The sequence below is a fragment of the Streptomyces sp. NPDC013187 genome (genome assembly GCF_042899705.1).
GTDB lineage: Bacteria > Actinomycetota > Actinomycetes > Streptomycetales > Streptomycetaceae > Streptomyces > Streptomyces hawaiiensis_A.
The window spans coordinates 407,645-424,595 of record NZ_JBIBAF010000009.1 but is presented as its reverse complement, the minus strand read 5'-3'; the positions used below and the strand labels follow the sequence as shown (position 1 = coordinate 424,595).

The window sequence follows — 16,951 nt, the reverse complement described above, 5'->3', positions numbered from 1 at the left end:
CCCGCCGAGACACGGGAACAGAAGCCGACAAGGGAGGGTGAGTGGGATGACTGCTGCCGACAAGCACCATCTGGCGGTGCTCGAAGCGGTGCGGAGCATTGCCCCGGGACTCAGGGAGAACGCCCGGGCCGCCGAGAAGGCCGGCTGGATACCGGACGAGAGCATCGAACTCCTCGAGAAGGCCGGGGTCTTCGGCATCGCCGTGCCCGAGAGGTTCGGCGGTACGAACCTTCCGGCCGCCGAGCAGTTAGCGGTCCTTCAGGAGGTGGCCAAGGCCTGCGGTTCCACCGGCTGGGTCACCGCGGTCTGGGTGACCACCGCGTGGATGGCGAGTCTCTACCCCGACAAGGCCCAGGAGGAGATCTTCGCGGGCGGCCAGGTGCGTGTCTCCGGCGGCTTCACCCCCTCCGGCACGCTGGTGCCGACCGAGGGCGGTTACCTCCTCACCGGCGAGTGGCGTTTCAACAGCGGTGTCCGCGCCGCGGACTGGAACGTCTGCTCGGCGCTCGTCCAGCACGGGGACGGCCGGGTCGAGGACCTGTACCCGCTGGTCCCGACCTCCGACCTGGTCATCGGAGACGACTGGGACGTCTTCGGCGCGGCCGGGACCGGCAGCGTCACCTCGAGCGCCGACGGCGTCTTCGTCCCCGCACACCGCGTGGTCGGCGCCGAGGCGTACGAGGCGGCCACCGGCGACCGCTGGAACGCGGACCTCAAGGGCCGCAACTACCACCTGCTCAGCTACGTCCTGACCCAGTGCACCGCCGTCTACACCGGCCTGGCCCGGGCCGCCCTCGACGTCTTCGTGGAGAAGCTCCCGGGCAAGGGCATCGCGTACTCGAACTGGGCCGAGCAGATCAGGCATCCGCACATCCACCACCAGGTGGCCGTGGCCGCCAACAAGATCGCGGCGACGGAGGGCCTGCAACGCTCCTTGGTCGAGCTGGTGCAGGAACGCGCCGATCAGGGCCGCCGGCTGACGGTGGCGGAGAAGGCGACGATCCGCGGGCAGATCGCCTACGTCGTGCAGACGGCGAAGGAGGCCGTCGACATCCTCTACACCCTCAGCCCGGCTTCCGTCATCGTGCGCAGCGGAGACCTCCAGCGCATCGAGCGGGACATCCTGGCCCTTTCGGTGCACGGCCTGTTCGCCCCCCTCGCCTCCCTGGAGGTCCAGGGACGTCTGCTGCTCGGCCTGGAGCCCGACAACGACTACCTCTGAGCCGCCGGACCGGGCGGAGCCCGGGGCCCCACGCCCGAGCGCCCCGCCCCGTACGCACTCGACGTGCCGTACGGGACGGGGCGCTCGGGCGTTCGGGGGAGCCGGGCGTTCGGGCGTTCCGGGGAGCGCGGGTTCGGGGCGCCGTTACGACGGCTGCTCGTCCCACACGCCCGTGGCAGCCGTCTCGCGCACGTAGTCGGCGAAGTCGCGCGGCGCCCGGCCCAGGATGCGCTCCACGGCGTCCGTGAGGTAGCCGTTGGCACCGCTGTGCACCTGAGCGAAGAGACTCGACTCCATACGGGCGAACTCCTCGGTGTCCATGTACCTGTACGGTTCCGGCACACCCGCGGCCCGCATCTCGGCGGCGAACTCCTCGGCTGTCTGCGCGGTGAAGCGGAAGTCGTGGCCGGTGCCGGCGGCGATCTCCGCCACGGCGTCGCCGAAGGTCAGCAGCCGCGGCCCGGTCAGCTCGTAGAGGCGGCCGGTGTGGCCGTCCTCGGTGAGCACCCGCGCGGCAGCCTCGGCCACGTCCTGCGCGTCGACGAACGCCTCCCGGCCGTCCCCGGTGGGCAGGCGGACCTCGCCGGCCACCAGCGGGTGCACCAGCAGCGCCTCACTGAAGTTCTGGTGGAACCACGCGGGACGCAGGATCGTCCACGGGGCACCGGACGAGCGCACCGCCACCTCGGCCGGGTAGGCCTCCGGCCAGCCCCGTGCCGACTGGAGAACCACCCGCTCCACGCCGAGAGAGAGGGCCAACTCGCCCAGCGAGCGCAGCCGTACCGCGGCCTCCTGGCTGAACAGGTTCTGCAGGTAGACCACATACACGGCGCGGGCGCCCTCCAGGGCGGGAGCCCAGGTGGCGCTGTCGAGCCAGTCGAAGTGCTGCTCGGAGGAGCGGGACGCCACCCGCACCGGGTGGCCGCCGTCGCGCAGGGCCGGTATCAGCCGGCGGCCGACCTTGCCCGCACCACCGAGGACGACGACGGGTCTCTCCGTCAGATTCTCAGTCATACGCTTCACTTCACCGGTTCCGCAGGCCCGGAGCAAGGGGGCCCCGCACCCCACAGGGTGCCCGGTGACCAGCGGGTTCACCCCACTGGGCGGCCAGTGACGGGGCGGTGGCCGGGCGATGGTCACCGCCCGGCCGGATCTCCCGGTCCGGACCCGTCTCCCGGCCCGGTTCCCCTCTGAGCATGGCTGCCTCGTCCGGGGTGCCGGGGGCCGCTTGGTAGACGATCATCCGTCAGTCGGCTCGGGCCGGCGGACACCCTCCACCGTCGCGGTGTAGCTGGCGCCGGCATGCCCCAGGGCGCGTGCACGGTGCTCGACGGACGACACGGCGCGCAGCACGCTCGTGTCGAGTCCTCGAAGCCGCGCCGCCTCGATGATGTCGTCGACCGTGGAGCACCGCATCGTGAGCAGTTCACCCCCGCCCGGGTAGGCTCCCTCGTCGATCTCGCGGGCTGTGTCGGGTGCGAGCAGCGCGACCGTGTCGAGCATCACCCTCAGATAGGGCGCGAAGTCCCGCACCTTCACACCGTCCGCTTCGGCCAGGGCGAAGCTGTGCATCATCCCCGACATGCTCGTCCAGAAGAAGTCGAGCAGAGACATGTCGTACAGGGCGGCGAACCCCGGATCCTCGCCGACGTGCACCACGCCGCCGCCCAAGGCCTCGAAGGTCACGCGGTGCCGGTCGTACGCGTCCCTGGAACCGCTGAGGAAGACCAGCGAGTCCGGGCCGGCGATGAAGCTCGGGCCGATCATGATGGCACCGTCGAGGTAGTCGATCCCCTGCTTCGCCGCCCACGCGGCCGCGGTACGGGACCGCTCCGCCGTGCTCGTGGAGACGTTGAGCAGCACCCGGCCCTCGAAGTCGGTGGTGTCGACCGTGTCGAGCACCGACTGCGCGGCCTCGTAGTCGGCGACGCTGACGACGACCAGGTCGCCCGCGCGCACCGCCTCGGCCGCGGTGTCCGCCCACTGAGCGCCCGCGGCCACCAGGTCGTCCGCCTTGCCCCGGGAGCGGTTCCAGACGGTGGTGGGATGGCCCGCCCGTGAGAAGGCGCCGGCCAGGGCACGACCCATGGGACCCAGACCGAGCACGGTGACCGGCAGTTTCCGGATGTCCGATCCAATTGTCATGTCAGGCAGCATCTTGGCTTCTGACCGTCCTCACAAGACCCCTCGGTCAAAACGTGCTCAAAGCGCTCTCAAAAAAACATGTCAGAGGTCGGAAAATAGACAGGAAGGGGGGAGATCGGTATCTGTCGATTACCGCGGAGTGGGTGCCGTAGGGAAATGTTTTCGGCCTCCAGGAACGGATCCTGGAGGCCGAAAACATTCACCTGGCGGGTGGCGGGGTCAGCGACCCCGCACCGTCACTTCTTGTTCTGCTTGAGCAGCTCGATCACGCCGGAGAAGTCGTCGCCCCCGAAGCCGTCGGCGACCCGGCGGTCCATCAGCGACTGGATCGGGTCCAGCAGCTCCGAGCTGACACCCTGGCTCCGGCTGGCCTCGACGATGTTGCGGAAGCCCACCTGCTGCATGCTGAGCGCGGCCGAGATGCCGATGTTGTACTCGTCGTTGTCGATCTGTCGCGCCAGGTTCGCGACGATACCGGCGATCGAGGTCACGTACGGGATCAGCAACTCGGTGGAGAACTGCTGAGCGTTGACGCCCTCGGAGCGCACCATGGCGATGGCCTGCACGGCGCCACCGAGCATGCCGTACATGCCGGCCAGCAGGGACAGGTCGAGCAGGGACGCCAGGCCCGCGTCGGTACCCGCGAAACGGGCGTCGCCCATGGCGCTGAGAACCGGCTTGTCGCGCTCGAAGGACTCGGTACCGGCGCCGCTGTAGAGCACGTAGGCGTGGTCGGTGCCGATGATCTGCGGAACGGCCATGATGCCGCCGTCGATGTAGTCGTAACCGAGGTCGGCCGCCCACTTCGCGGTCTCCCGGGCCTGCTCCGGGGTGCCGTTGGTGAGGTTGTAGACCGTGCGGCCCTTCAGGGCGTCGCCCAGCGGGTCCAGGACCTCGCGGACGGAGTCGTAGTCGAGGAGACAGACGATGACCACGGGGCTCGCCTGCGCGGCCTCGGCGGCCGTTGCGGCACGCTCGGCCCCCTGCTCCACCAGGGCGTCGGCCTTGGAGGCCGTACGGTTCCAGACCGTCGTCGAGTGACCGGCCTTCAGAAACGCGCCGGCGAGCGCCGCCCCCATCTCTCCCAGACCGATGACAGTAACTGCGGTATTGCCCGCCATTTCGTGTTCCCTCTCACTTGAAATCAATCGGGTGCCGGGGATGAGTGTTACCGGTGCGCCAGCGGAAATCAAGTGCGTACGGTGGCGAGGCACCTGCGTTTGCATGAGAGGGAATTAGTCCTCGTGAAAATGACAAACTATGAGTCTCTTGCTATTCGCTCGGGCCGGTCGGTGATATGGGTGTGCGGGTGGCGATCAGAAAGATGAATGGCTCCACGCGCGCACGCCTGTGACCGGACCGGCTCCGCGGCCCCTCCGCCCGCCGGGCGCAGGGGCCGCGGCCCGGGAGCCGGCGTCAGGCGCCGAGGATGCCGGCGATCTGGCCCGCGGCGGTGTTACCGCTCTCGATGGCGCCGTCCATGTAGCCGTTCCAGCCGCTGGCGATGTCGCTGGTGGCGAACGTGAGCCGGCCCACCGGCTGCTGGACCGCCCGCAGGGGACCCATCAGGACGCCCGGACCGCGCACCGCCCAGCCACCCTGCGAGTACGGGTCCTGGCCCCAGTGCTGGGTCGAGACCGCGAGCACCTCGATGCCCGGGATGATCTTCCGCAGCTCGGTCTGCACCGTCGCCCGGTCGCCGGCGTTGAACGACGCGGCATTGCTGAAGCCGATCACGATGTTGCCGTCGGAGCGCTCCTTGAACGGGAACACCGCGGTGATCTTCGAGGAGGAGGCGGCGGGCGACTCCGCGGAGAACCGAACCAGGCCGGAGCCCTTGACGTGCATCATGAACTTCTGGGCCGTGCGCACGCCGAGGCCCCGGGTGGACAGGCCGGTGAACTCGGAGGGCAGGCCGGGCGTGAACCGGATGCTGTTCCACACGTTCACCGGGACCGCGACCACCACGCCGCCGGCGGTGTAGTTCGTTCCCTTCGCCGTCACCGTGACCTGCTTGCCGTTGACCGAGACGGTGGTCACCGGTGAGTTGAGCTTCACCGTCGCCTTGGCCTCGTTGAGGATGGATTGCACGAGGGCGGTCGAACCCACCGTGGGACGGTAGGTGTTGATGCTCCCGTAGCCCTCGTAGCTGTGGCCGGCCAGAGCCCACCAGTGGGCCAGCTCCGTCAGGCCCATGGTCGAGGCAGAGCCGGTCAGGTAGGAGGTGGCCGGGTCGGCCAGCAGCTCCTCCGCGGGGCTGAACCGCATCTGGTTGAGCCGGTCGCGCATGGAGAGCTTGTCCAGGTCGCGGAGCAGGTCCTCACGCGTGAAGGGCTTGTAGGGGTTGGGGAACCACTCCCTCGACCCCTCGAACAGGGGCGTGACCACCTGCGACTGGCGGGTGAACAGGTCGAAGGGGTCGAAGGGCTGCCAGCCACCGGTCGTGGTGGTCGGGAAGTAGCTGCGGGCGGGCGGCGCGTCGGCGGTCAGTGCCAGCTTGTGCTTCTGGACCTCCTGCCACACGAGCGGCTGCTTCTCGTCGACCCACGTGCCGCCCATCTCGACCTGCTCACCGGCGAAGGTGGACGTCCACACCCGGCCGCCGATGCGGTTGCGTGCCTCCAGCACCAGGACCTTCAGGCCCTTGGCCGTGAGACTGCGGGCGGCGCTGGCCCCCGCGAAGCCGGCGCCTATGACGATGACGTCGTAGTCGGCGCGGGACGCGGCCCTCGCCGTGCCCGACGTGGCCGCCGCGACCGAGGCGGTCAGCGCGGTCGTACCCGCCGCCTTCAGCAGGAACCGGCGCGAGAGCCGGCGTGAGATGTCGGCGGGAGGGTTCTCGGCGTGCTGCGACTGGGACGAAGTGTTCTCGATGGTCATAGTCTTCCTCGAAGTGGCTGTCCTGAACCGACCGCTCGTGCGGGCCGGTGTGGGCCGACACGAGCGGTGGTGGTGGTGCGCGAACGTCCCCCGTGAGACGCCGCGGGATCAGGCAGCAGCCGCATGCCGGAAGCGGTTCCGAGAACCCCGGCCCGGATGTCCAGGCAACAGAGCGCGCGTGCGGTGCGCAGGACAGGGTCACTGTCCGTGGACTCCGTTGTCCTGCTCCCCCCTTGGGAATCGACGCACCCTCGAAGCTTCGCGAGTCACGATGGCCGACGATGGCGGCCCACCGGAGTGCGCCGCCTGACCCCCGAACTGAGGCTAGTCCAGAGGGAATTCGGACAATCCATCCTCCGGTAACGGAGGAGGAACCGGGCCGGGTGCCCAGGGGAGCGCGCGGCGGACCGCCGCGCACCGTTTCCGCGCGTGCCTCAGCTTCCGCGCGTGCCTCAGCGGTCGTACGTGTAGAAGCCGCGTCCCGTCTTCCGCCCCAGCAGGCCGCCCTCGACCATGCGGATCAGGAGGGAGGGCGGGGCGTACAGCGGTTCCTTGTATTCCTCGTACAGTGACCCGGCGATGGACGCGACGACATCGAGGCCGATGAGGTCGCACAGTTGCAGCGGACCCAGGGGGTGCGAGCAGCCCAGGCGCATGCCGCGGTCGATGACCTCCGCCGTGGCGAAGCCCGACTCCGCCATGCGGATCGCCGAGACCAGATACGGGAACAGCAGCGAGTTGACGACGAATCCGGCCCGGTCGGCGGTGCGGATCACCTCCTTGCCGAGCACCTCGGAGACGAACCGCTCAGCACGGTCCGCCACCGGCTCCTCGGTGAGCAGGGAGCTGGTGAGCTCGACCAGCGGAAGCATGGGCACCGGGCTGAAGAAGTGGACGCCGATCACCCGGCCGGGCCGGCCCGTGGAGCGGGCCAGACGCATGACGGGCAGCGACGAGGTGTTGGTCGCCAGGATGGCGTCCGGGTCCTCCACGATGGCGTCCAGAGCGGCGAACAGCTCCACCTTGGCCGTCTCGTCCTCCCGGATGGACTCGACGACGAACTGCCGGTCGGCCATCGCCTTGAGGTCCGGGACCAGCTCGATCCGGCCGAGAACCGCGTCGCGCTCGGCCTCGGTCAGCTTGCCCTTGGCCACCGCCTTGCCGAGAGAGTTCCGGATGCGGTTCCGGCCCGGCTCCACGGACTCCGGCCTGGAGACGGCGACCGTCACGTCCAGGCCGGCACGGGCGCACACCTCGGCGATGCCCGAACCCATCAGGCCGCAGCCGACGATGCCCACCCGGTTGATGGGCGGTGTGCTCTGTAATGTCGTGTTCATGCTGTCACTCCCCAGCGGATGAGACCGGCGCCCATGGACATGCCGCCGCCGAAGCCGCCGAGCAGCACGAGGTCGCCGGGGTGGAGGTGGCCCTGACGGTGGGCCTCGTCGAGGGTGATCGCGACGGCGGCGTTGCCCGCGTTCCCGTAGCGTTCGAGAGTGCGGTGCGTGTGCGCGGAGGTGAGGCCCGCACGCTCGACGAGCTGGGCCAGCATCACCCCGTTGGGCTGGTGCGGAACGAAGTGGGCGATGTCCTCGCGGGAGATGCCCGTGCGGGCGTACAACGCGTCGAGCAGGGGAGGGAAGTTGTCCAGCACGAAGTCCCGGACCGCCCGCCCCTCCATACGGAAGCAGTGGTCGCCGTCGCGGACGGTCCGCTCGGACGCGGGCAGTCTGCTGCCCCCGGCCTCCACACGGATGAGCTGGTGCGCGTCGCCGCGCGATGCCAGTTCGAAGCCGGTGATCCCGTACGGCTCGTCCACCTCGCCGACGACTGCGGCACCGGCACCGTCGGCCATCAGCACGGCCGTACGACGGTCGGTGAAATCCAGGATCCGCGAGTATATGTCGGCGCCCACGACGAGGGCCCGGCTGCCGGGCCGCTCCCGGATCAGACTGCGGGCGATCGCAAGCGCGTAGACGAAGCCGCTGCACACCACGTTGACGTCGAAGCAGACCGCCGCGTGCGCGCCGAGCCCCCGTTGCACATGGAAGGCGGTGGGCGGCTGGGGGGAGTCGGGGGTCGAGGTGGAGACGATGAGGTAGTCGACCTCGTCCGCCTCCAGTCCGGCCGCCTCCAGAGCGCGTTCCCCCGCCCGGATACCGAGGTCCGAGGTGGCCTCGTCGGGCGCGGCGTACCGCCGCTCCAGAATGTGTGTCCGTTCCTCGATCCATTCGGTCGGGACACCGACACGCGCGGCGATCTCGGCGTTGGTGACCTCCTCCTTCGGGAGGTAGGAACCCGTGCTCAGAATGCCGATGGGTTGCTCGGTCATGGCCTCAGATGCTCCGCACCGGATTCAGCGCCGCCGCGCCGATCCGCTCGCGCAGCGCCGGGTCGGTGACCCCGAGCCCCTCCTGCGGAGCGAGACAGAGCACGCCGACCTTGCCGATGTGCTCGTTGTTCTGCACCAGCCGGGCGGCCTCCCCGACCTCGTCGAGGGAGTACACGCTGGACAGCACGGGGGAGATCCTGCCCTGGGCGACCAGCCGGTTCAGCTCGGCCTGCTCCTGCAGGTTGGCGGCATGGCTGCCGATGATGCGCTTGGAGTTCATCCACAGGTAGCGGTTGTCGTACGTGTGCTGGTAGCCGGTGCTGGAACCGCAGGTGACCACGGTGCCGCCGCGCCGGACGACGAACGTGGAGACCCCGAAGGTGGCACGGCCGATGTAGTCGAAGGCCACGTGCGGGTCCTCGCCGACCTCCTGACGGATGATCCGGCCGAGACGCTTGCCCTGCTCGATGGTCTCCTCGGGTGTGTCGGCGCGGCCGAGGCCTGTCTCGGCCCGGTTGATGATCACGTCGCAGCCGAGCGCCCGGAGCACCTTGGCCTTGCTCTCCGAGCTGACGACACCGACCGGAATGCCTCCGGCCGCCTTGACCAGCTGCACGGCGAACGCCCCGAGGCCGCCGGTCGCGCCCCAGATGAGAACGACGTCCCCGAGCTTGATCCGCGCGCCCTTGTCGCTGATCAGCATCCGGTAGGAGGTGGCCGCCGTGAGCAGTACGCTCGCGGCCTCCTCCCAGGTCAGGTGCGCGGGCTTGGGCAGGAGCTGGCTGGCCTTGACCACGGAGTAGTGCGCCAGGCCGCCGAAGTTGGTCTCGTAGCCCCAGATGCGCTGGCCCGCGCCGAGCATGGCGTCCGCGTGTGTGGCCGGCTCCTGGTCGTCGACCTGGACGCAGCTGACGACGACGTGATGGCCCGCGCGCCAGTTCCGGACGGCGCTGCCCGCGCGCACCACCACGCCGGCCCCGTCGGAGCCGATGACGTGGTGCGGCAGGTCGTGACGGCCGGCGAGACCGCCCAGGCGCCCGAAACGCTCCAGGAAGCCGAAGGTGGGCACCGGCTCGAAGGTCGCGGACCAGACGGTGTTGTAGTTGATCGCGCTGGCCATCACCGCGACCAGCACCTCGTCGGGCGCCAGTTCCGGCATGGGCACGTCGCCGACGCGGATGGACCGGCGCACGTCCTTGTCGCCGTCGTCGCCGAACATGCCGACGTCCTCGGCCCGCAGGTGAGCCGCCGTGTACCGCTCCGGTACCTGCTCCCGTTCCAGCACTTCCGCGGGTGCCCCCGCGAGCACAGCCTCGGTCAGGGAATCCATCATGCTCCAGTCTCGTGAAGTGACAGGCCCCGCACCGAGCCACGGAGGGTACGGAGCGGGGCCCGGTCGCGTGGCGAAGGGGATGGTCAGGCGCTGGTCTCGTCGGCCACGGGACGGTCGACGGCCATGATCCACTTGCCGTCCTCGCCACGGACGAGGACATCGGTGCAGGTGCCGTCGATCTTCTGGGGCTTGCCGTCCTCGCCGGTGACCTCCAGGTGGAACTCGACGATCAGCAGGGAGGTGTCACCGGTGCTGAAGGTGCGGAGCACCTTGGAGTTCAGCTTGGGCTCGGTGGCCAGGAACTCGGTGATGCTCTTCGTGCGGTCCGCCCCGGTGCGCGGCGTCCCGGTGAGATTGGAGATCGCGTCCGCGCGGTACAGCTGGTCGAAGATCGCTCCCTGTCCGCTGTTGAACGCGGCCACGAACACGTCGTTCTGCTGGTCCGGGTCGTCGGTCAGGGTCAGGTCGAGGGTCTCGCTCATGAGGAGGGGGTTCCTTTCGGGTGCGGTGCGCTCAGAGTTCCTTGCCGTACGGGTTGTCGATCGCGAAGCGCCACTGGCCGTCGGCGCCCAGACGCAGCACGTCGAGGCCGATGCCGGAGTGGCTTTCGGCCGCGCTGTCCGCCGTCGCGGGGACGTCGATGGCCCACTCCGTGACCAGCAGGGCGGTGTCCGACGTCACGTACGACTCGAGAACCCTGTTCGTCAGCACGGGCTTGGCGGCGAGGAACTCGGCCAGCCCCTTTCGCCGTTCCTCGCCGCTGACGGCGTGCCCCTTCTCCCACACGCTGATCGCGTCGTCCGTGTAGAGCCGGTCCACGGCCGCGGCGTCGCCCGAGTTGAAGGTGCGCACATAGGTGGCGGCGTGTTCCAGAACTGCCGCGGTGAGCGCGTCGTTGGTCTCTGCCATGGCAAAACCACTCCGTTCCGTGAGATGTGCGGTCACCGTAGGCGGGCGCGGGCCATCCCCCGGTCACTGCCAGGCAATGGGTCGGAGCGGGTGCCGAGGCCCCGGCGGATGGGCGTTCGCTGGACCGGATCGGAGCGCTCAGTTCCTCCCGGCAGCGGATCATCGCCCTCGACGCGGAAGCGGGCGACAACTCCTGTCCGCCTCTTCGTGGGCCTCCAGGTCCTCTTTCGCTGCTCCGCCGAGTACCGCACCGAAGCACGTCACACAAAGATGGGCGCCTGACGGGCATGTGCCCTGGTCAGGCGCCCATGGTCGGCGTCTGGAAGAAGCCGAGCCTCCGCGGCGAGTACGACACCAGCAGGTTCTTCGTCTGCTGGTGGTACACGGCCCAGACCACCCCTGACCTGCAACAATCAGTGAAATGGCCGGAGGGGTGGCGAAGTTGGTCCGCTTCTGGTCCGGATAGGTGGCGGGGCGGCGCCGGGTGTCGAGGCGGGGCCCGGTGCCACCACCCGGCGCAGGTCGTTCGAAGCGTCTTCTGGCGTCCACAAGGTCCAGGACAGGGCTGTTTTCACAGGTGGGGGGGCGTTGTGGTTCAGGCGCGTCGGGACAAGCCGCGCAGGCAGGTCCGGCTGTCGTTCCTCGGCTGAGCGGCACGGCCATGGGGGGCCGGGCGGCGTGCCCCGTGCTAGCGTTGGCTGTTTGCAGCGTCGCTGTGTCGGTGCTCCGTTCGGTGCCCCTGGCCGGTGACCGCGTCCCCGCCGCGCCTTCCTCGGTACGGTCCCTTCAGAGGAAGGCTTTCTGTGAGCGAATCAGCACGTGCCGATGCCCGGCGGCAGGACTACGTGTCCGAGGCGTCGAACGCCACTTCGGCGTTGCCCACGACGGCGTCCTTCGTACAGCTGGGGCTGCCGGCCGAGGTTCTGCGGGTGCTCGACGAGCATGGTGTGACTGTGCCCTTTCCCATCCAGGCTGCGGCCCTGCCGAACGCGCTCGCGGGACGGGACGTCCTTGGCCGGGGCCGTACAGGATCCGGCAAGACGCTCGCCTTCGGTCTGGGGATGCTCGCCCGGACGGCCGGGCAGCGCGCGCAGCCCAAGGAGCCGCTGGCGCTCGTTCTGGTCCCCACCAGGGAGCTGGCGCAGCAGGTCGGTGAGGCGCTCACCCCGTACGCCCATGCGCTGCGCCTGCGGCTCGCGACCGTGGTGGGTGGAGTGTCCATCGGACGGCAGGCCGCCGTGCTGCGGGACGGTGCCGAGATCGTCGTCGCCACACCCGGTCGGCTGCACGACCTCATCGAGCGCAAAGGCTGCCGACTGGGACGGGTGCGCATCGTGGTCCTGGACGAGGCCGACCAGATGTGTGACATGGGGTTCCTGCCGCAGGTCACCGAAATCCTGGACCAGGTGCGTTCCGACGGGCAGCGGATGCTGTTCTCCGCCACCTTGGACCGCGACGTCGACCAGCTGGTGCGGCGCTACCTGCGCGACCCCGCCGTCCACTCCGTGGACCCCTCGTCCAGCGCGGTTTCCGCGATCGAGCACCACGTCTTTGTCGTGCACGGTCCGGACCGGTACGCCGTGACCACGGAGATCGCCGCCCGGGACGGCCGCGTCCTGCTGTTCCTGGACACCAAGCACGGCGTCGACCAGCTCACGCGGCATCTGCGGGCCAGCGGCGTGGCCGCCGCCGCCCTGCACAGCGGCAAGTCCCAGCCGCAGCGCACCCGGACCCTGGCCCAGTTCAGGAACGGGCAGGTCACCTCGCTGGTGGCGACGAACGTCGCCGCACGCGGCCTGCACATCGACGACCTCGACCTCGTGGTCAACGTCGACCCGGCCACAGACCCGAAGGACTATCTGCACCGCGCGGGCCGCACGGCTCGGGCCGGCCGCTTCGGCACCGTCGTGACACTCGTCCTGTCGGGACAGCGCCGCGCGACGAGCCAGGTCATGGCGGACGCAGACGTCGCTCCCAAGGTCACCGAAGTGCGGTCCGGCGAGGCGGAGCTAAGCCGGATCACCGGCGCCAAGGCCCCCTCCGGAGAGCCTCTCGACGGCGGGTCGTCCGTATCACGCCCCAAGAACCACAACGCCCCGTTTCGCGGCCTGGGCAGCGCCAAGGACGCGAAGAGCGGCTCCGGCGGCAGGTCGTCCCGCAAGAGCAACGAGGCCCGCAAACTCGCGGAGGCCCGCAAGGCGGCCCGGGTGCGGCGCGGCGGCTGAGCCCGGCCTCCCGGACCGCCGGGCGGTGTCTTACGTCTACGCTGCTGGACGGACACGCGGGACCGGAGATCGGCCGGGTGCACGGACGGCGTCCGGTACGGGCGATCGGCAGGTGCTGCATGCCGTCTGGGGTTCTCTCTGCGGCCCGCTCGGCGATGGTCCAGCAGTTCGTGCGCGGCAGGTCCGACACCAGGCCGAGTACCAACTGCCGGACCCGACGCCGCTCATCAGGCCCTCGAATGCCTCCTGCCAGCGGGCAGGGCCTACGCTGTGACCTGCGGCCACTGCGTGATTTTCCCCTTTCACACACCGATGATCAACGGTGGCTGCACCCGTCTCCACAGCGCGTCAGGGTCGCGCAGCGTTCGCCTGCCGTCCCGTGTCAGGAGGACATGTGCAACGTGGCGAAGTCTGGTGGGTCGAGTTCGACGAGCGGCGGCTGGTCGTACTGCTGTCAGGAGACGGCGCGTCCGGGATCCGGGCGATGCAGGTCGTCGCTCCGGCGGGCGTCGACATCAGCGGTCTGGGTGTCGAAGTGCGAGTTGGCGCCATGGAAGGACTGCCCTTTGAAGGCGTGCTGCGGTTCGCGATCCCGCGTCCAGGCTTTACCCCTTGCACGTGGCTGACCACCGTGTCCCGGGACGACCTGATCGAGCGGGCGGGCGTCCTGTCCTCCGCGAAGCTCAGCGAGATTGAGGACGCCGTCCGTCTCAACGGCCTCGGCTAGGTGGAGAAGGAACCGACGCCCCCGATGGCGTGGGCGGTCTCGTCCAGATGATCGACGCTGGCCCACCTGTCTCCTCGGCACCCCCCACCATCGAGATCACGAACTACGGCTGGAGTACTAAAAACCTTTCGTAAGGCGGAACCCGGGCTTGTTCGACTACTCGGTGTCAATGGCGGCGCTCATCGTGGGCGACGGTTACCGAGTCACCCTTCGGGAGCAGAGTCCGCACGCGGTACGGCCTCCTCTGATGCTGGTCAGGGTGAGCGTAAGGTCCGTGCTGCACCTGCAGCGGCATCGCCACCGGTCGGTGGTCCTCCCCGGATAAGGCTCCAACGGTTCGAACCCGGCGGCCCGCGCCTCCGCGACGGCTGTCGCGGGATCGGTTCGGCCACCGGTTCGGGGGCACTTCTTGCAGCCGGTCGTTCCCGACCGGATGGAGGACAGGCGCGTCGCGACCTCGTTCCCACAGGAGCAGCGGCAGCGCCAATGGTCCGTGGTACGGCCGGGGTACGGCTCCAGCGGCTCGAACCCGGCCGCTCGCATTTCGGCGGACGCACGCTCGTCGGTTGCCGAGTTGAGGGCACAGAACCGGCAGCCCTTCGAACCGCTGTTGACGTTGGAGTAGGTGGGGTTGGTTTCGCGACCGCATGTGGTGCAGCGGCATCGCCACGGTGTTTGGCTGCCCGGGTAGGGTTCCAGCGGTTCGAGTCCGGCCGCGCGCATGGTTTCTCCGGCCTTCGGCGCGTTCGTGGCGGCGCGTTTCGCCTGGGTCTCCTTCGCTCGGCAGATTCGACAGCGCTGGCCGGCGTTGCGGACGGCGTTGAACGTCGGACGCCCCTCGTGCCCGCAGGTCATGCACCGTGAGGGCCAAGTCGCGTTGGTGCGGCCGGGATACGGCGCGAGTGGCTCGTATCCGCAGGCCCGCATTTCGGCGGCTGCGGCCTCCGCGTCGATGAGGACCGCGGCTCGGGGGCGGTCACCACCTCGGGGCGCATAGTCTTCCTCTGCGCTCCGGGTTTCCTCGTCGACCATGGCCCAGACCTCGGCCGCCGTGACGCGGGCTGCGGAGCAGGTCTCCGTCCAGCCGTTCGGCATGACGTCGCTCGTGAGGAAGGGGATGAGTCCAGCCTGACGCAGGCGGCCCAGCACGGCCTGTTCGACGTCGTAGGCGGCCGCGCCGGTGGTGTAGTCACGGGCCTGATGCAGTTGCCAACCGTGGCGTTCGTGTTGGATGAGGCGGGAGGTGTAGCCCGTGCAGGCACCGATCCCGATCTTGACGGCTTTCCACTCCTGATGGGTGATGACGTAGACCTTCGACGGTCCTGCCAGGTCGATGCCGTGGGTGGCGCAGAACTTGCATCCTCCACCAGCGCGGATCTTCATGAGCGTCGGGGAGATCTCGTTGCCGCAGGTTGTGCAACGGCACCGCCATGCAGTCATCGAGGTGGCATAGGGCTCCAGCGGCTCCAGTCCAGCCGCGCGCATGGCAGCCACCGCGTCGTCCGGGTCGGTCCTTCTGCCCGCTGCAGCCCTCACGTCGGCGCAGTGCCGACAGCCGCTCTGGCCCGCCAGAATGCCGCCGAGACTCGGTGACGTCTCACGCCCACAGCCGTTGCAAAGACACCGCCATGCCTTGTCACGACGCCCGGCGTACGGTTCGAGCGGTTCCAGGTCGGCCGCACGCATGAGGGCCTCGGCTTCGTCCGCGGGCCAGCGGCGTCGGCCACCCGGGGCGGGAGGGCAGTACGGGCAGGCCCGAAGGCCGCGCCTGAGGTTGCTCAACCTGATCTCGACGTCTCGGCCGCACGCGAGGTGGCGGCAGCGCCACAGCCCGCTCGGTCCCGGGTAGGACTCCAGTGGCTCCAGCTCGAAGTCCTTCGCCTCAACTGCGGCCCGGTCGCCGTCGGCGCGGGGCAGTTCGCGGCGACGCGCCCATGCCCGGCTGATGCCCCGCCCGGCGTTCTTGCGCCCGCACGGACCGCAGCCCCCTTGTCCGAGCCTGACCGACCCGTGAGTGGGCGTTCCGATCGTGCCGCAGCTTGTGCAGCGGCACCGCCAGGGGATGTCGGTCCCGGGATAGGGCTCCAAGGGTTCCAGACCCGCCGACCTCATGAGCGCGGCGGCCTGGTCGGGGTCGACCGGCGCGTTGGGCGCGCACCATCGGCATGGCCCCCCTCCTCGTTTGATGTACGAGTTGCGCGGCTTGACCTCCCGACCGCACGGCACGTGCCGGCAGCGCGCCAAGGGGGTGTCGCCCCGGGATACGGCTCCAACGGTTCCAGGCCGGCTGAGCGCATCAACGCCGCCGCCTCTTCCGGAGGAATGGGAGCCGTGCCCGAGCAGTGCCGGCAGCCGCCCTGCCGACCCGCGGCAATGTCGCCCAGCCGCCGGGTCACTTCCCTCCCGCACGCTTCATGGCGGCAGCGCCAGGGCTTAGCACTTCCTGGATAAGGCTCCAGTGGTTCGAGCCCGGCATCCCGCATGATCAGCACCGGATCGCGTGGATCCTTCCGCGGACGTCCCGTCACCACCCGGCCCCCCTGAAGTACCCGCTTACGGGGTGAGGATCGCACGCGGCACTGACAACGGCCTCGCTCGCGTCGAGAGCTTGGGGCGGCCTTCCTCGCGCGGCCTCCTTGCCCGGCCCTTCCGGGCTGTCCTCTCCGTGGTCTTCGGCTGACGGTTCGGCGTTCTTTGGTCCGCGAGTGGTCCGGCGGGAACTCCCTTGGATGCCGTTAGGTAGCTTCGCCAATGCGCTGCACCGGTTGCGGCCGTGCGGCACCTGCTCGCCGACGGCGGCGAGGCCATAGCCGACCTGGCAATCCTGCGCGACCAGCGCGAGGTATACGGTCCGGCGGGCGGGGCAGCACCTCCACCCCCACCGCATGGCGCCGGATCTTCAGCGAACCCTGCGGGCCCGGGCCGGCCATAGAGCTCCATGAGGCCCTGGACCCGCTGGCGCCCCACCTGGCCCCCCGCCGGCCGGGAGGCCATCCTCCTCCAGGGCGCCCGTATCGCTCTCGCCGACGGGCCGTACACGCCTGCCGAACGGGAGACCCTCGCTGCAGTGGGCGCTGCGCTGACGATCTGTGCGGATGATGTGACGCGATTGCTCACGGCGGCGCGGAAGCCGTCGGAAGCCCCGGGTGGGGCCCGGGCCCTTCGCGCCCTCCCGGCG

Annotated in this window: 13 protein-coding genes and 2 pseudogenes; 4 read left to right on the top strand and 11 right to left on the bottom strand. The window is 69.7% G+C overall.

The window, feature by feature from the left end:
• Positions 1–46: 46 nt before the first annotated feature.
• Complete coding sequence (locus tag ACFY5B_RS21865; protein ID WP_389971599.1) at positions 47–1,222, top strand: acyl-CoA dehydrogenase family protein; 1,176 nt, start codon at positions 47–49, stop codon at positions 1,220–1,222.
• 144 nt (positions 1,223–1,366) lie between these two features.
• On the opposite strand, the gene ACFY5B_RS21860 is transcribed toward ACFY5B_RS21865, so the two are convergent.
• The 9 genes from ACFY5B_RS21860 to ACFY5B_RS21820 form a co-directional block, all read right to left on the bottom strand.
• Positions 1,367–2,236 (bottom strand): NAD(P)H-binding protein, encoded by an 870-nt coding sequence (locus ACFY5B_RS21860; protein WP_389971597.1) that lies wholly within the window; start codon positions 2,234–2,236, stop codon positions 1,367–1,369.
• Positions 2,237–2,461: 225 nt separating this feature from the next.
• Positions 2,462–3,367 (bottom strand): NAD(P)-dependent oxidoreductase, encoded by a 906-nt coding sequence (locus ACFY5B_RS21855; protein WP_389971595.1) that lies wholly within the window; start codon positions 3,365–3,367, stop codon positions 2,462–2,464.
• Positions 3,368–3,603: 236 nt separating this feature from the next.
• The gene (locus tag ACFY5B_RS21850; protein WP_389971593.1) at positions 3,604–4,488 is read right to left on the bottom strand and encodes an NAD(P)-dependent oxidoreductase; all 885 of its coding nucleotides are present in this window, start codon (positions 4,486–4,488) and stop codon (positions 3,604–3,606) included.
• Positions 4,489–4,783: 295 nt separating this feature from the next.
• Positions 4,784–6,247 (bottom strand): flavin monoamine oxidase family protein, encoded by a 1,464-nt coding sequence (locus tag ACFY5B_RS21845; protein WP_389971591.1) that lies wholly within the window; start codon positions 6,245–6,247, stop codon positions 4,784–4,786.
• A 452-nt stretch (positions 6,248–6,699) separates the two neighbouring features.
• Entirely contained in the window at positions 6,700–7,584 is an 885-nt protein-coding gene (locus tag ACFY5B_RS21840; protein ID WP_389971589.1) for a 3-hydroxybutyryl-CoA dehydrogenase, read from the bottom strand.
• Entirely contained in the window at positions 7,581–8,579 is a 999-nt protein-coding gene (locus ACFY5B_RS21835; protein ID WP_389971587.1) for a 3-oxoacyl-ACP synthase III family protein, read from the bottom strand. The genes ACFY5B_RS21840 and ACFY5B_RS21835 overlap by 4 nt, the downstream gene beginning before the upstream one ends.
• 4 nt (positions 8,580–8,583) lie before the next feature.
• Positions 8,584–9,909, bottom strand: coding sequence for a crotonyl-CoA carboxylase/reductase (ccrA, locus tag ACFY5B_RS21830; protein ID WP_389971650.1), 1,326 nt, complete (start codon positions 9,907–9,909; stop codon positions 8,584–8,586).
• Positions 9,910–9,995: 86 nt separating this feature from the next.
• The gene (locus tag ACFY5B_RS21825) at positions 9,996–10,394 is read right to left on the bottom strand and encodes a YybH family protein (protein ID WP_389971585.1); all 399 of its coding nucleotides are present in this window, start codon (positions 10,392–10,394) and stop codon (positions 9,996–9,998) included.
• 31 nt (positions 10,395–10,425) lie between these two features.
• The gene (locus ACFY5B_RS21820) at positions 10,426–10,821 is read right to left on the bottom strand and encodes a YybH family protein (protein ID WP_389971583.1); all 396 of its coding nucleotides are present in this window, start codon (positions 10,819–10,821) and stop codon (positions 10,426–10,428) included.
• Positions 10,822–11,624: 803 nt separating this feature from the next.
• Between ACFY5B_RS21820 and ACFY5B_RS21815 the strand changes: the two genes are divergently transcribed.
• Complete coding sequence (locus ACFY5B_RS21815) at positions 11,625–13,046, top strand: DEAD/DEAH box helicase (protein ID WP_389971581.1); 1,422 nt, start codon at positions 11,625–11,627, stop codon at positions 13,044–13,046.
• 109 nt (positions 13,047–13,155) lie between these two features.
• Here ACFY5B_RS21815 and ACFY5B_RS21810 read toward each other — a convergent pair.
• Positions 13,156–13,299, bottom strand: a pseudogene (locus tag ACFY5B_RS21810) (IS701 family transposase); the annotation flags it as partial.
• A gap of 141 nt (positions 13,300–13,440) precedes the next feature.
• Between ACFY5B_RS21810 and ACFY5B_RS21805 the strand changes: the two are divergent.
• Positions 13,441–13,773, top strand: a complete 333-nt coding sequence (locus ACFY5B_RS21805) for a type II toxin-antitoxin system PemK/MazF family toxin (protein ID WP_389971579.1) — start codon at positions 13,441–13,443, stop codon at positions 13,771–13,773.
• 195 nt (positions 13,774–13,968) lie between these two features.
• Here ACFY5B_RS21805 and ACFY5B_RS21800 read toward each other — a convergent pair whose 3' ends face one another.
• Positions 13,969–15,459: a hypothetical protein gene (locus tag ACFY5B_RS21800; RefSeq protein ID WP_389971577.1), complete on the bottom strand. Its 1,491-nt coding sequence runs from the start codon at positions 15,457–15,459 to the stop codon at positions 13,969–13,971.
• Between the two features lie 1,206 nt (positions 15,460–16,665).
• On the opposite strand from ACFY5B_RS21800, the pseudogene ACFY5B_RS21795 reads away from it, so the two are divergent.
• Positions 16,666–16,909, top strand: a pseudogene (locus tag ACFY5B_RS21795) (TerB family tellurite resistance protein); the annotation flags it as partial.
• Positions 16,910–16,951 lie beyond the last annotated feature (42 nt).

Excerpts from the sequence above, each read along its gene's own strand:
- ACFY5B_RS21850 (WP_389971593.1), bottom strand. The coding sequence starts at position 4,488 with ATGGCGGGCAATACCGCAGTTACTGTCATCGGTCTGGGAGAGATGGGG.
- ccrA (WP_389971650.1), bottom strand. The coding sequence starts at position 9,909 with ATGGATTCCCTGACCGAGGCTGTGCTCGCGGGGGCACCCGCGGAAGTG.
- ACFY5B_RS21865 (WP_389971599.1), top strand. The coding sequence starts at position 47 with ATGACTGCTGCCGACAAGCACCATCTGGCGGTGCTCGAAGCGGTGCGG.
- ACFY5B_RS21855 (WP_389971595.1), bottom strand. The coding sequence starts at position 3,367 with ATGACAATTGGATCGGACATCCGGAAACTGCCGGTCACCGTGCTCGGT.
- ACFY5B_RS21825 (WP_389971585.1), bottom strand. The coding sequence starts at position 10,394 with ATGAGCGAGACCCTCGACCTGACCCTGACCGACGACCCGGACCAGCAG.
- ACFY5B_RS21835 (WP_389971587.1), bottom strand. The coding sequence starts at position 8,579 with ATGACCGAGCAACCCATCGGCATTCTGAGCACGGGTTCCTACCTCCCG.
- ACFY5B_RS21820 (WP_389971583.1), bottom strand. The coding sequence starts at position 10,821 with ATGGCAGAGACCAACGACGCGCTCACCGCGGCAGTTCTGGAACACGCC.
- ACFY5B_RS21845 (WP_389971591.1), bottom strand. The coding sequence starts at position 6,247 with ATGACCATCGAGAACACTTCGTCCCAGTCGCAGCACGCCGAGAACCCT.
- ACFY5B_RS21860 (WP_389971597.1), bottom strand. The coding sequence starts at position 2,236 with ATGACTGAGAATCTGACGGAGAGACCCGTCGTCGTCCTCGGTGGTGCG.
- ACFY5B_RS21840 (WP_389971589.1), bottom strand. The coding sequence starts at position 7,584 with ATGAACACGACATTACAGAGCACACCGCCCATCAACCGGGTGGGCATC.
- ACFY5B_RS21800 (WP_389971577.1), bottom strand. The coding sequence starts at position 15,459 with ATGCGTGCGGCCGACCTGGAACCGCTCGAACCGTACGCCGGGCGTCGT.